The sequence below is a fragment of the Zunongwangia mangrovi genome (genome assembly GCF_900112105.1).
GTDB lineage: Bacteria > Bacteroidota > Bacteroidia > Flavobacteriales > Flavobacteriaceae > Zunongwangia > Zunongwangia mangrovi.
The window spans coordinates 784,196-798,970 of sequence record NZ_FOKV01000001.1 but is presented as its reverse complement, the minus strand read 5'-3'; the positions used below and the strand labels follow the sequence as shown (position 1 = coordinate 798,970).

The window sequence follows — 14,775 nt, the reverse complement described above, 5'->3', positions numbered from 1 at the left end:
TATTAAACAGGAAACTACCTCGGGGGAAGCCCACGAGGCATTCACTAGAAACATTTTTTTAACTTCGAGGCAAGCCTTGAAGTATTATACGCCAATAAAAAAGCCCTCGATAATTAAAATCGAGGGCTTTTTCTTTAAACTAAAATCAATCTCTACTCTTCATTAATAGCTAACGAAGATGTAGATGAGATATTATCTACAGATACAATTTGGTTTGATTTATATTCTACCTGCTTAATCTTATTACCTTCCCAAAAAAGCCATGTACCAACTTTTTCGCCATCGTTATATTCTGCGAAGGCTGTCTTTTCACCTTTCTCGTCGTAAGAAACCCACTTTCCGTGGAGCTCTCCATTCTTGTACGTACCTTCCTGCCTAATATTTCCGTCTTCATAATAATATGTTCCTTTAATTAAATCACCCTGCTTTTCGAAAACAGGTTTTTTAACTTCATTTTGTGCTACTACTGCTCCACTTAACATCATCAGGGCAGCAATCATTGTATTTTTTATCGTCTTCATAATGCTTTCTATTAATCTTGTGATAACAAATATAAAACAAAGTTTACATTAAAACAATAATTACGTAACATTAAATTAACATTGAAGATATATTTAACTGATTTTAAGTTTTTTAAAATATTATTTTAAGCAACATTGAGTTTACATTGCGATTTATTTTAGGCTGTTTATTTACTCAAACCACATTTACTTATTACTTTTGCCCCACTAAAATTTTACGAAAACAACTATGTACAGAAGTCATACTTGCGGTCAGCTTAATTCTTCCAAAATCGGGAACGAGGTAACGCTTTCAGGATGGGTGCAAAAAATTAGAAATAAAGGATTTATGATCTGGGTAGATCTTCGTGATCGTTACGGGATTACTCAGCTTATTTTTGATGAAGAAAGATCTTCTGAAGATCTAATGAAGAAAGCTGCAACTTTAGGCCGTGAGTTTGTAATTCAGGTTAAAGGTGAAGTTATAGAAAGGGAGTCAAAAAACCCTAATATCGCTACTGGTGAAATCGAAGTTTTAGTCAAAGACCTGGACATTTTAAATGCTTCCTTAACGCCTCCTTTTACTATTGAAGATGAAACCGATGGTGGCGAAGATTTAAGAATGAAGCATCGTTACCTTGATATTCGCAGAAATCCGGTTAAAAACAAGCTTGTTTTTAGACATAAAGTTGGGATGCAGGTAAGAAACTTTTTATCTAACCAGGGATTTATTGAGGTAGAAACGCCATATCTTATAAAATCTACTCCTGAAGGGGCTAGAGATTTTGTAGTACCAAGTAGAATGAACGAAGGGCAATTTTATGCACTACCGCAATCACCACAAACATTTAAGCAGTTGCTTATGGTTGGTGGCATGGATAAATACTTCCAGATCGTAAAATGTTTTAGAGATGAGGATCTAAGAGCAGACAGACAGCCAGAGTTTACACAAATCGACTGTGAAATGGCTTTTGTAGAGCAGGAAGATATTCTAAACATTTTTGAAGGTTTAACTCGTCACCTGTTAAAAGAGATCAACAATGTAGATGTCGATACGTTCCCAAGAATGACTTACGACGAAGCGATGCGTAAATATGGTAACGATAAACCGGATATTCGTTTTGGGATGGAGTTTGCCGAGTTGAACGATATCGCAAAAAATAAAGGATTCAATGTTTTCGATCAACAGGAATTAGTAGTAGGAATCGCTGTACCTGGCGCTGCTGCTTACACCAGAAAACAAATTGATGCCTTAATTAGCTGGGTTAAGCGTCCACAAATAGGAGCAAACGGACTCGTTTGGGCTAAGTACAACGAAGATGCTAGCTTAAAATCTTCAGTAGATAAATTCTATTCTCAGGAAGATCTTCAGGAATGGGCAAAAGCAACTGGAGCTAATCCGGGAGACCTTATTTTGGTAATGGCAGGAGATGCCGGCAAAACAAGATCTCAATTAAGTGCATTACGTATGCATTTAGGTAACGAGCTAGGACTTAGAAAAGCAGATGAATTTGCTCCACTTTGGGTTATCGATTTCCCGCTTTTAGAATGGGACGAAGAAACCGAACGTTATCATGCTATGCACCATCCTTTTACTTCTCCTAAAGTTGAAGATATTCCATTATTAGAAACAGATCCTGGAAAAGTAAGAGCAAATGCCTATGACCTTGTTTTAAATGGTAATGAAATTGGTGGAGGCTCAATAAGAATTCACGATAAAGAAACACAATCTAAAATGTTTTCACATCTTGGGTTTACAGAAGAGGAAGCAAAAGAGCAATTTGGATTTTTAATGAATGCTTTTCAATACGGTGCACCACCACATGGTGGGATCGCATTTGGCTTCGATAGATTAACTGCCATACTTGGTGGCCAGGAAACAATTCGAGACTTTATTGCCTTCCCAAAAAACAATGCTGGCCGCGACGTAATGATCGATGCTCCATCCAAATTGGACGAAGAGCAACTAAAAGAATTAAGCTTAAAATTAAATATTGAATAAAAAACGAAAATCCTGCTTTACAGCAGGATTTTTTTGTCATAACCCAAAATTGGAGGTTTAGCAGATGTTTTTAAAGGCAGTCCCTGGATTACAAAAGTTTTTGCTGTGGAAGACAAAGCATCTTTCGCAACAGCAGTTTATTTTAATTCTTAGTGCTATTATTGGTTTCACGGCAGGTTTGGGCGCCGTCGTCATAAAAAACCTTACGCATTTTATACAAGATCTGCTGGAAGGGAATTTAATTGCCAATTATCATCATGCCTTTTACTTTATTTTCCCAATCATTGGTCTTGCCTTAACAGTATTTATTATCAAAAAAGTGCTTAGAAAACCGGTTGGGCACGGCATACCTTCAACACTTTATGCCATTTCAAAAAGAAAAGGACTTATGCGGTCCTTCCAAATGTATGGCTCTATATTAACAGCACCCTTAACGGTAGGTTTTGGAGGGTCTGTAGGATTAGAAGGGCCAACTGTGGCAACAGGAGCGTCTCTGGGTTCTAACATTTCTCGTTTATTCAGGATGAATCAAAGTGCGCGTACATTACTTGTAGGATGTGCTGCTGCAGGCGCCATGTCTTCTATTTTTAAAGCTCCCATCGCGGCTATTATTTTTGCGATAGAAGTGTTCAGCTTAGATCTTACCCTGGTGAGCATGTTGCCTTTACTAACCGCATCGGTATCTGCTATTCTTACTTCATATTTCTTTTTTGGGTCAGATACTATTTTACCTTTTGAGCTTAGAGACGATTTTGTAATTTCTGAAGTGCCATTTTATATGATCTTAGGTTGTATTTGTGCTTTAGGATCGATGTATTTTACAGTGATCTATTTCAGAATACATACATTATTTGGTAAGATTGAGAATAAATTCATTCGACTCTTGTTGGCAGGAACGGGTTTAGGAATCATCATCTATTTTATTCCGCCTTTATATGGAGAAGGTTATGGTGTTATAAACAATCTTTTAGCCGAAAATTATATTCAGGCCTTGGGAACAAACTTTTTAAATGATTTTCTGGATAACATTTGGGTTGTAATTCTCTTATTGGCAGGACTAGTTGTTTTTAAGATTTTTGCTACCTCGCTTACATTTGCTGCTGGTGGTGTAGGTGGTATCTTTGCACCAGTGCTCTTCATGGGAAGTGCATTGGGCCACTGCTTTGCCTTAGTCGTTAATCACCTTGGGATAACAAACAGCCCTATTTCTACAAGTAGTTTTACGATGGTAGGGATGGCCGGATTAATGGCAGGTGTTTTACACGCTCCTTTAACTGCAATTTTCCTTATTGCTGAATTGACAGGAGGATACGAACTTTTTGTTCCGCTAATGATTACGGCTTTGATCTCATATATGATCACCAATACCGTACAACCGCATTCGGTTTACACCTTAGAATTAGCAAAAAGAGGAGAACTTTTAACGCACGATAAAGACCAAACGGTTTTAACTTTGCTTAACATTAACCAGATTATCGAAAAGAATTTTATCCCATTAAAAGTATCGATGAACCTGGGTGATGTTATACATGAAGGAGTAATAAAATCTTCCCGAAATATTTTCCCGGTAATCGATAATAATGACAATTTTATGGGAATTATACTTCTGGATGATATAAGACCTATAATGTTTAAACAACATTTATACGATGAAATTACGGTAAGTGATATTATGCAAAGAGCTCCAGATATTATCGACCTTCAAAATGATAGTATGAAGACAATCATGAAAAAATTTCAGCACAGTGCTGCCTGGAATTTACCGGTCGTAAAAGAAGACAAATACGTGGGCTTTATCTCTAAATCGAAAATGCTAACCGCCTATAGACAAAAATTAATTGAAGTAACCGTTTAAAGAGTAGAAGATATTATGAAGATCGTAATGAGGATTTTAGGAATAGCGATATTAATTGCGATAGCAGTAGGTTTTTATTTTAGAATTGCAGAAGATGATATAGTAACCGGAGATCGCATTATAGGCATAGCCGTATTAACCTCATCTTTTGTGCTTATGCCTATATTTTTAGTTGTTCGATGGAGAGGAAAAAAACTTGAAGATTATACGCTAAGCCCTAAAAACATGAAAAAGATGCGCGATAAAGGCATAGATTAATGTACTAAAAGCGTTAAAAAAATTTCTTAATCTTTCTATTTTATTGAACCATTGTCAATAATATTATATTATGTTTGTACTTTATTAATTATTATTTTATTACAATGGAAGGTACAGTTAAATTTTTCAATGAATCTAAAGGTTACGGATTCATAACCAACGACGACACAGGAAGAGACATCTTCGTTCACGTTACAGGGATCGACGGTGAAACTCTAAATGAAGGAGATAAAGTGGAGTATGTTGAAAAAGAAGGACGAAAAGGTCTTAACGCAGACCAGGTTCGTGTTATTGGATAGTGCATATAGATTAGATTATATATAGTATTCAAATGCCGAAGCCGCTCGATGAGCGGCTTTTTTTATTGGCACCGCCAAAGGGTAAAATACCCAGAGGCTTGCCTCGAAATTAAAAAGTTGTTTCCAACAAATGCCTCGAGGGCTTGCTCCGAAGTAGTTTACTCCCCATTTTATATTCTCCTCTTCCCTTCCATTTATATTCATTAAAAAATATTCTGTTTCCCTTCTGCTAATAGCAATTTAAAAGTCATTCTACTAAAGCAAAAATCTATCCATTTTAAGCTGAAACGATTTACAAGAGATTTGTTAGTAGATATCTTTTAAATGATAACATTGAACAAATTATAAAATCCCAAAATTCTCTATTTTTATTTGTACTTAATCTAAATAAGTATAAATTTGCTGACAATTGAATTTCGGATGGAGAAAAAATTACTACTATTTTTATTCGCTTTACTGCCACTTGCTGTTTTTTCCCAGCACAATCTAAGTGGTGTTGTTAAAGATGCCAATGGATATATTATTGCCGGAGCTACAATTAGCTTAAATGGTAATGGTATAGATCGTGAAGTAAAATCTAATGCTTCAGGAATCTATAAGATTCAAGACCTATCTTCAGGAAAATACTATTTACAAATTACCAAAGGTGATTTTATAGGATATGATGAAGTTTCGATCAAAAATGCAAACCTTCGATATGATATAAATCTAAAGAATGATAAAGATTACGAGCTTGGTGAGGTTGCCCTAAAAGGTGAATCGAAAAAATCGAAAATTGAGAATAAAGGATTCGCTGTAAACGTAATAGAAACCAAAGAAGCTAGCTTAAGAAATATTCAAACCAACGAACTACTTAATCAAACTGTTGGGGTTAAGCTTAGACAGAACGGTGGATTGGGGTCTCGTGTGGAATACACTTTAAATGGGCTATCAGGCAATTCGGTTCGAATTTTCATAGACGGCATACCAATTTCAACATACGGATCTTCTTTCAGCTTGAATAGTATCCCTCCTTCCATGATCAAAAGAATCGAAGTATACAAAGGAGTGGTACCGGGTTATCTTGCTAATGATGCTATGGGTGGAGCCATAAATGTAATATTACACAAAGGAGCTAATTCTAATTTAAACGCATCGGTATCTTATGGTTCATTTAATACTTTTCAGTCTAACTTAAATGGTCTTTACCGTTTTGATAAAACAGGCTTTACCATTAAAGCATCTGCATTCCATAATTATTCAGACAATGACTATGAAATCTGGGGAAGACAGGTAAAAGATATCGGGATAGACGGCAGACAAACTCCAATCACTGCTCGTCGCTTCAATGATGCCTACGAATCCACAGGAGGAATAGCTCAGGTTGGATTTACGAATGTTAAATGGGCTGATCAGTTTTTAATAGGTTTTACCGGCTCTAAAGATTACAAAGAAATACAACATGGTGCATTTATAACTGTGCTTCCTTATAACGGAAGGTTTATGGAATCTGATGCAACACTAGCAAATTTCACATATCAAAAAGAAAATTTTTTTATATCAGGACTAGACCTAAGTATCAATGGTCTAATAGGGCAAAGAAACCGAACAGTAAACGACACTGTTTCCCAAGCTTATACATGGAGTGGTGATAGGTTACAAAGAAGAAATAGCTCAGGTGAAATAATTGATCACAAATACCCATGGGGATCACAACAGGAAAACGGCGGCCCTACCTTAATAAAAATCAACAGACATGTAGCTTCTGTAAGAACTGGATTATCATACTCTTTAAACAAAAATCATAAACTACTATTCAATCATATCTATAGTGGTATTGATAGGGAAGACCGGGACGAACTAAGACCACTTTTAGAAAACATCTTTAGACGTACAAGTGACCTTTACAAGAATATTTATTCATTTAGTTATGAAGTAGAAGCTTTCGATCAAAAATTAAAAGTAAACATTTTCGATAAGTATTATCATCAAAAAATAGCGAATACTCAACCAGAAATTCAGGAAAATTCTGATGGTACCAGAAGTCCTGTCAATATTATTTACGAGAGCAATAAAACCTATAATGGTTTTGGAGCGGCACTTTCCTATAAAATTTTCTCCAATATTAGTTTATTAACCTCTGCAGAAAAAGCCATTCGCCTACCAAACGAAACAGAAGTTTTTGGTAACGAAGGTGACAATGTTATTGCTAACCTTAGCATTGCACCAGAAATAAGTAATAACTACAATATTGGATTTCGCTTTGGATCCTTTCAATTAAAAAAGAACAGATTCACCATAGCTACTAATCTTTTTTCTCGAAATATAAAAGATTTGATTGGCTTTCCGGTAAACGGAAATAATGACAACAATGAGGAAGTAGTCCAATATTCAAATTTTAATGAAGAAAGCAATTCTCAAGGTATAGAAGCCGAAATTAAATACAGTTACAATAACAATCTAAGGTTCGACTTCAACCTTACCCGTTTTAGATTTAAAACAAAAAATAGACGAGGACAAACGGTAGATGTTCCTAACATCCCGCTATTCACTATGAACACAGCCATACGCTATAGCATTAAAAATGTGATACAAAAAAATAGTAATCTCAACTTATTTTACAGTGCATACTTCACAGATGAATTTTCATACAGAGTCGCTCAAGGAAGAAACAATACCGGCACAGAAGACTCTATGGTACCTACTCAATTTGCTCAAGACCTAGGCTTAACTTACAGTTTCCCTAGTAATGACTTTGTAGTAAGTTTTGATGTTAAAAATATCCTTAACGAAGCTGTTTATGACAATTTATCTGTACAGAAACCGGGCCGTGCATTTTATCTAAAACTAAATTATAATATAAATAAACTCTAATTGGCAATGAATATGAAACTTAACTTTTTGAGAAAAAGAAACTTATTTTTCTTAATGGCAACGCTAGCATTAACAGTATCTTGTAGCGACGATGATTCGACAGAATTAACTCCAGAACCAACTCCTGAAGGAGATTCAAGATGGATCACTGTTGCAGCTGCCAGAATGGGAGAAAATCCGGGCGACGGTAACGGAGGTACTTTAATCTATTCTGTGAATAGCGAGGATGCTAAAGACCCCAGTGTTTCTATAGAACCTTTTGATAATGGATTTATCGTTCCATCAAATAGGACGGCTAGATTACAATCTTCTGAAGATGGTAATACCATTTTCAATATTAGCTATGCTGGAGAAACTGGTGGAAACTATACAAAATATAGCGTAGAGGGAGGTCAGAACTTTGCTCCGGCTGGATCTGAAATTAGTATTGCTCCTTACGTTGGTACTGCACCTAGATGGATTAAACTATTCGACGGTGATCAAACTGGTGCTGCAGTATATGTTTCTACAGAAAATGTAATGGATGATAATGGCACTCCAGAGGATGAGACTGACGATACGTATCTTCGCACCAACTCTAGTATGGCCATCGTAACCCTGGATCTGGAAAATTCTTTGATAAAAGAATTTAAGGAACACGATCTTTCTCTTAACGACGAATTGGAAGCACAAGGATATTATATTGGTAGAATTGATATGCCTGTATTGAATGCTGCCGGTGACAAACTTTATATAGGGGTTAACGTAAGAAAAGTTAATCCAGAAACTCTGGAAAGAGAAAGAAATTACGAAATGACAGGATCTAAAACTATAGTCTTAGATTATCCATCTTTAGAAAATCCAACTGTGATCACTTCTGAAGTGGGCCACGGTAACACCAATGGTTATCGTAGTATAAACGCATTTCTAGTAAATGGTAGCGTATACCAGGCAAACCAAGGAGATCCTGAAGGTTCTCACATTTTAAAGATCGATGCCGATAACGAATATGATGATTCTTACGATTTCAATTTAGATGAAGCTTTAGGTGTAGACGATGCATATATTTTGGCTTGGAGACCAGCCGAAAATGGTAAAGCTGTTGTAGCTTATCGCCATGCTGGATCTGCTGAAGGAGTTGCTGGAGCACAGGGATATTTTGCTTTGGTAGATCTTGAAGCTAGAACTGCAGAGCGCATCGATGAGATTCCTTACGATCCAGACTTTTACCTTTTCCAATACCAGGGATTTGTGGTAGACGGATCTGAGATCTACGTTACCCAAGCTCCAGTAGGAGAAAACGGAAACATTTATGTGATCGATACTGAAACCGGAGATGTAACCCAGGGAGCAGAATTGGTTAATACTGAAGGAAGCCACTTCATTGGTGTTTTCTAAGAGTTATAACATATAAAAAAAAGCCGCTCGATGAGCGGCTTTTTTTTATATGCTAAATTCAAATAAACCTTAACTTACTAATTGGGAGTTCACACCACTCAGCATGGCTTCAGTTAAAGCTGAAATATCAAAATTATGTGACCATCCCCAATCTTCTCTTGCAGCGTTATCATCGATACTTGATGGCCAGCTATCTGCAATCTCTTGTCTAAAATCTGGTTGATAAGAAATTTCAAAGTTTTGAATATGTTTTTTTATTTCTTCAGCTAAGATCGCCGGAGTAAAACTCATTGCAGCCAGGTTATATGATGATCTAACTTTGATCGCTTCCGCAGGAGCTTCCATAATATCTACCGTTGCTTTTATAGCATCTTCCATATACATCATAGGCAAGGAAGTAGCTTCACTTAAAAATGAAGTATATTTTCCTTCTTTTATCGCTTCATGAAAAATTTCTACAGCATAATCTGTAGTTCCACCGCCCGGTAATGTTTTATAACTTATTATACCTGGATAACGAATACTACGCACATCAACTCCATATTTTCGATTATAATAATTACACCATCGCTCCCCTGTTTGTTTACTTATTCCGTAAACCGTAGTAGGCTCCATAATCGTAGTTTGTGGCGTATTTTCTTTTGGTGTAGAAGGTCCAAAAACTGCGATACTTGAAGGCCAAAAGACCTTTTTGATCTTTTTATCTTTAGCCAGGTTCAATACATGAAACAAAGAATCCATATTTAAACCCCAGGCTTGCATAGGTGCTTTTTCTCCTGTAGCGCTCAACATCGCAGCCATTAAATAAACGTCCTCGATTTGATGTTTTTCGACCAGACCTGCAATTTGCTCATAATCCATAGCATTAGCAATCTCAAATGGTCCGCTAACCATAAGCTCTTCACTTCCCTCACGAATATCACTGGCGATCACTGCATCGCTGCCATGAATTTCACGAAGTTTTAAGCTTAGTTCGGTTCCTATCTGGCCACTGGCGCCAATAATCAAGATTTTAGTAGGCATACGCTTAAAAATTTTTGGCAAATATATTCATTAATTGCGAATATAATTTGCTAAAACGATTAATCTAACTCAAAAATTATATTATATTTAAGAATAAAGAAATTATATGGCCATGGTATTATAATGATTTACATTTGTACAATCAATATTTGATAATGAAACGAGTAATTTTTGGAATACTATTGATGGTTTTGGCTTCCTGCGTTCAGGATTCAGAAAAAGACAAAACCAAAACAAAACCTAGAGAAACGGAAGCTTTCATCAAAGAATTTACCGTGCAAACAGCTATTTTGCCCTTAGAAGCTTCAGCAAAAAAATATGCCGCTAAATGGGCGGCCTACGTTGTGTTACATAACGAGGTAAAAGAACTAAACACTACTTCTGTAAATAAACTTATTGATAACTCTTCAGCTATTGCACAACTTATGGAGAGTTTGCAAAGCTCCTTACCAGATTCTTTAGAATCTAAACCCGTAGAATCTCGTTTAAGAGTGCTTACTACCAAAGCTAAAATACTAGAACAACAAGCACACTTACAAAACATAGATCCTGAAGAAATTAAAAGGATCACAAAAGAAATCCCTCAGGATTTCAACAATCTTAACATTCAGCTGAATGAATTATTTATCGAGAGTATCGAAGATTTTGAAGCTGAATTAGACCGACTTGTTGAAGAGAACCGTTTAAGACAGGAACAAAAGAGGGATAGCCTGGAGGCTATAAATAGATAGTAGAGCACGATTAATAAGAATTCCTAGTGAGAGATTTGTTGTATCTTCAGCAAAAATAACTCTCATGAAAAATCGATTACTTTCACTTATTCTGATCCTTTTCAGCTGGGCTGGATTTTCTCAAACCATGCCCTACCAATCCAATACCAAACAGGCTAAAAACGACATTTCAAAAATAATAGATGCCTGGCATCAAGCTGCCGGAGAGGCAAATTTTGAAGATTATTTTAGTTTAATGAGCGAAGATGCCGTTTTTATTGGCACCGATGCTACTGAAAATTGGCAATTAGAAGAATTTAAAGCCTACGCAAAACCTCATTTCGATAAAGGAAGAGCCTGGGATTTTACTTCCGTAGAAAGAAATATTTACATCGCAAATAAAAAAGGAATCGCCTGGTTTGATGAACTTTTAGATACACATATGGGTATTTGCAGAGGTTCTGGAGTGATGCAATACATCGACGGTGATTGGAAAATATCACATTACGTTCTTTCTATCGAAATACCTAACAATAATGTTGCAGAGATCACCAGGATCAAGAAAGATTTTGATACTAAAATGTTGCAAAAACTTGAAGCGCAAAATTAGAAACGCTTACATATTGTAACATTTATCTTAAAAATGCGTCTGTTTTATTACATTAGCAACAATTATACAAACACATCAACATTCAAATGAAAAAAATTACTAATGCGGTTTGTTTATCCCTAATTGGCGCCACATTAATTGGCTGCCAGGACAAGGATAAATCTTCCGAATCTGAACAAGAAGAGATCCACGGTATCAACCTGGCTTATATGGATACAACTTCCAGCCCTAAAAGCAATTTCTTTCGCTATGTTAACGGAGCCTGGTTAGACGAAACCGAAATTCCTAGCGACCAGACAACATGGGGTAGCTTTAACGAACTTCGTGAAAATACAGATAATGATGCTCTGGCCTTATTAGATGAAGCCTCTAATGACGAGAACCTTGATGCCAGCAGCGATCAGGCTAAAGCGGTAAATCTTTATAAAACTATTATGGACACGGTTGCTCGTAACGAGCAAGGTGTACAACCGGTTTTACCATACTTAGAAAAAGTAGATAAAATTTCTAATAAAGAAGATCTACAGACTTACCTAACTGAAGCTTCTAAATATGGTGGTCGCGGTTTCTTTTCTTTTGGAGTTCGTGCAGATGCTAAGAACAGTAGCCAAAATGCAGCATATCTTTATCCTGGTAGCTTAGGTTTACCAGATCGTGACTATTATGTTGCAGAAGATTCTGACTCTAAAGAGAAAAAGCAAAAATACGAAGCACATATCGCTCGTATGATGCAATTTTTAGACTACTCTGAAGAAGATGCGAAAGAGTTTGCCAAAACTGTAGTGGAATTCGAAACGAAACTTGCAGAGCCAAGATTGGATAAAGTAGAGCGTCGTGATGCACGTAAAACTTATAATCCTATGACGGTTGCAGAACTACAGGAAATGGTACCAGCAATTAATTGGGATAGTTATTTCGAAGAAATTGGAGCAGGTAAATTAGATACTATTATCGTATCCCAGCCAAAATACATTAAAGCTATGCAGGATCTTTTAGCTGAAAATGATGTAGATACCTGGAAAGCTTATTTAAAATGGACAAGTTTTGATGCTGCTGCAGGAATGCTTTCTACAGAGATCGAAACTGCCAACTGGGATTTTTATAGCAAGACACTTAGAGGAGCTAAAGAGCAACGTCCTAGAGACGAAAGAGCTTTAGTTACTGTAAACGGTATGGTAGGTGAAGCTTTAGGAAAACTTTATGTTGAAAAGCACTTCCCGGCAGAAGCGAAAGAAAAAGCACAGGAGATGATCGCAAACGTAATTAAAGCTTACGAAAAGCGCATCAATAATCTTAGCTGGATGAGCGAAGACACCAAGAAAAAAGCCATCGAAAAACTAGGAACTACCACTATTAAGGTTGGATATCCAGATGAATGGGAAGATTACGGTGATTTAGAAATTACAGGATCTGAGGAAGGTTCTTACTTCCAAAACGTAATGAATGCGCGTGAATGGAGAACTGCTGAAAATATTGCAAAATTAGGTGAGCCTGTAGATAAATCTGAATGGTATATGTCTCCACAAACGGTTAACGCTTACTATAACCCAAGTTATAATGAGATCGTGTTCCCGGCTGCAATCCTACAACCTCCTTTCTACGATTACAAAGCAGATGCTGCAGTAAACTATGGCGGAATTGGAGCGGTAATTGGCCACGAAATTTCTCATGGATTCGATGATAGCGGTGCTCGTTTTGATGCTGAAGGTAACCTTAACAACTGGTGGACTGATGAAGATCTTTCTCAGTTTGAAGGCCTTGGGCAGGATCTTGCAGATCAATACAGCGCTATCGAAGTTTTAGACAGTACTTTTATTAATGGTGAATTTACCTTAGGTGAAAATATTGGTGACCTTGGTGGTGTAAACGCTGCCTACGATGGTTTACAAATGCACTTAGAAGAACATGGTGACCCAGGAAAGATCGATGGATTTACTCCAGAGCAACGTTTCTTCTTATCATGGGCTACTGTTTGGCGTACTAAAATGCGCGATGAAGCTTTAAAAAGCCGAATTAAGACAGATCCTCACTCTCCAGGAATGTACAGAGCTTACGTTCCACTACAAAATATCGATGCCTTTTACGAAGCATTTGATATTAAAGAAGGAGATTCGATGTATGTAGCACCAGAGAATCGTGTAAAAATCTGGTAAGAACTTATAATTTTAAGCAAAAGCCTGAAGATATCTTCAGGCTTTTTTTATTTAAATTGTTTAATTTCACGATCTAATTTAAAGCAGCTTATGAAACGTTTCTTTTTAGGTATTTGTAGCCTTTTATTTTTATTTTCCTGCACCAACAAAGCAGAAGATTTTGATTGGCTAGTGGGCGATTGGAAACGTGTGAATGCTGAAAAAGAGTTCAAAACCTTCGAAAGCTGGCAAAAAAATAAGAAAGAATATGCTGGTTTTGGCTATACAATGCTAGAAAACGATACCATTTTTCAGGAAGATCTAAGACTTTATAAAGAAAACGATCTTTGGACGCTTGAAGTTACCGGAGTAAACGAAGATCCTACTCCATTTGTGCTTTCAGAATTAAAACCTGAATATTTTATTGCTGAAAATGACACGAATGAATTTCCAAAAAAGATCATTTACAAACTTGAGAATGACACTTTAAAAGCGAATGTTTCTACAAGTGAATTTGATGTAGATTTTGAATTTGTAAAAATTCAGGAGTAACCTTAGAGAGGTATCACTAAACATTTATTAAAATAAAATCTATACTGGAGTCCTCCCGAAGAATAAAAGGAAAGGGACATTTGATCTTAATTATTGAGTAGATCAAAAATAAAAAAAAGCATCTTCAATAAGTTCGATTTTAGTGCCAGAAGCATTTTTGACAATGGCAACGATATCAAATCTAATTTCAGCATCAATATTTTTTAGCTCAGCATAGCGATTCATCACCATAACCAATCGCTGAATTTGCCCAGATTTTACAAATTCCTGCGGATTCCCAAAATGCGCCGTACTTCTAGTCTTTACCTCTACACCTACTAAAATTTCATCTTTAAAAGCGATAATATCGACTTCAGCTTTCTGAAATCGATAATTTTTTTCCAAAATCTTATAACCGTTCTCTTCTAAAAAAGCAATAGCCAGTCCCTCCCCTTTTTTACCAAGTTCGTTATGACCAGCCATAGTTTTTAAAGTTTTATAAGAAGTTTATTCTTCAATAATTTACGTAATAAGATGTCATTCCGGACAGCGATCCGGAATCTCATCTGGATTTGTGTTAAATTTAAAACATAAGACTCTGATTTAAGCCCATCTGCTTAGAAAG

At 36.3% G+C, this 14,775-nt stretch carries 13 protein-coding genes; 10 read left to right on the top strand and 3 right to left on the bottom strand.

What is annotated here, in order from left to right:
* Positions 1-152: 152 nt before the first annotated feature.
* Positions 153-521, bottom strand: a complete 369-nt coding sequence (locus tag BM201_RS03665) for a toxin-antitoxin system YwqK family antitoxin (protein WP_092540013.1) — start codon at positions 519-521, stop codon at positions 153-155.
* 229 nt (positions 522-750) lie between these two features.
* Here BM201_RS03665 and aspS point away from each other — a divergent pair, with 229 nt between their 5' ends.
* The 6 genes from aspS to BM201_RS03630 all read left to right on the top strand — a co-directional run bounded on the left by aspS (position 751) and on the right by BM201_RS03630 (position 9,144).
* On the top strand, positions 751-2,502 hold the full coding sequence (gene aspS / locus BM201_RS03660; protein WP_092540012.1) for an aspartate--tRNA ligase: 1,752 nt from the start codon (positions 751-753) through the stop codon (positions 2,500-2,502).
* A gap of 64 nt (positions 2,503-2,566) precedes the next feature.
* Positions 2,567-4,357, top strand: a complete 1,791-nt coding sequence (locus tag BM201_RS03655; RefSeq protein WP_092540011.1) for a chloride channel protein — start codon at positions 2,567-2,569, stop codon at positions 4,355-4,357.
* 15 nt (positions 4,358-4,372) lie between these two features.
* Complete coding sequence (locus BM201_RS03650) at positions 4,373-4,615, top strand: hypothetical protein (protein ID WP_175486970.1); 243 nt, start codon at positions 4,373-4,375, stop codon at positions 4,613-4,615.
* A gap of 104 nt (positions 4,616-4,719) precedes the next feature.
* On the top strand, positions 4,720-4,914 hold the full coding sequence (locus BM201_RS03645; RefSeq protein WP_013073924.1) for a cold-shock protein: 195 nt from the start codon (positions 4,720-4,722) through the stop codon (positions 4,912-4,914).
* 420 nt (positions 4,915-5,334) lie between these two features.
* Positions 5,335-7,767 carry a TonB-dependent receptor gene (locus BM201_RS03635; protein ID WP_092540009.1) on the top strand — a complete coding sequence of 811 codons (2,433 nt, stop codon included), beginning with the start codon at positions 5,335-5,337 and terminating at the stop codon, positions 7,765-7,767.
* A gap of 12 nt (positions 7,768-7,779) precedes the next feature.
* Positions 7,780-9,144 (top strand): hypothetical protein, encoded by a 1,365-nt coding sequence (locus BM201_RS03630; protein ID WP_092540621.1) that lies wholly within the window; start codon positions 7,780-7,782, stop codon positions 9,142-9,144.
* 69 nt (positions 9,145-9,213) lie between these two features.
* Here the strand turns inward: BM201_RS03630 and BM201_RS03625 are convergent, their stop codons facing one another.
* Positions 9,214-10,167, bottom strand: a complete 954-nt coding sequence (locus tag BM201_RS03625; RefSeq protein WP_092540619.1) for an NAD-dependent epimerase/dehydratase family protein — start codon at positions 10,165-10,167, stop codon at positions 9,214-9,216.
* 155 nt (positions 10,168-10,322) lie between these two features.
* Between BM201_RS03625 and BM201_RS03620 the strand changes: the two genes are divergently transcribed.
* The 4 genes from BM201_RS03620 to BM201_RS03605 all read left to right on the top strand — a co-directional run bounded on the left by BM201_RS03620 (position 10,323) and on the right by BM201_RS03605 (position 14,171).
* Entirely contained in the window at positions 10,323-10,898 is a 576-nt protein-coding gene (locus BM201_RS03620; protein ID WP_092540008.1) for a hypothetical protein, read from the top strand.
* 64 nt (positions 10,899-10,962) lie between these two features.
* Positions 10,963-11,487: a nuclear transport factor 2 family protein gene (locus BM201_RS03615; protein ID WP_092540007.1), complete on the top strand. Its 525-nt coding sequence runs from the start codon at positions 10,963-10,965 to the stop codon at positions 11,485-11,487.
* A gap of 86 nt (positions 11,488-11,573) precedes the next feature.
* Positions 11,574-13,640, top strand: a complete 2,067-nt coding sequence (locus BM201_RS03610; protein WP_092540006.1) for a M13 family metallopeptidase — start codon at positions 11,574-11,576, stop codon at positions 13,638-13,640.
* 90 nt (positions 13,641-13,730) lie between these two features.
* A complete protein-coding gene (locus BM201_RS03605; RefSeq protein WP_092540005.1) occupies positions 13,731-14,171 on the top strand; it encodes a hypothetical protein in 441 nt (146 codons plus the stop codon).
* Between the two features lie 102 nt (positions 14,172-14,273).
* Here BM201_RS03605 and BM201_RS03600 read toward each other — a convergent pair whose 3' ends face one another.
* A complete protein-coding gene (locus BM201_RS03600; protein WP_092540004.1) occupies positions 14,274-14,633 on the bottom strand; it encodes a YraN family protein in 360 nt (119 codons plus the stop codon).
* Positions 14,634-14,775 lie beyond the last annotated feature (142 nt).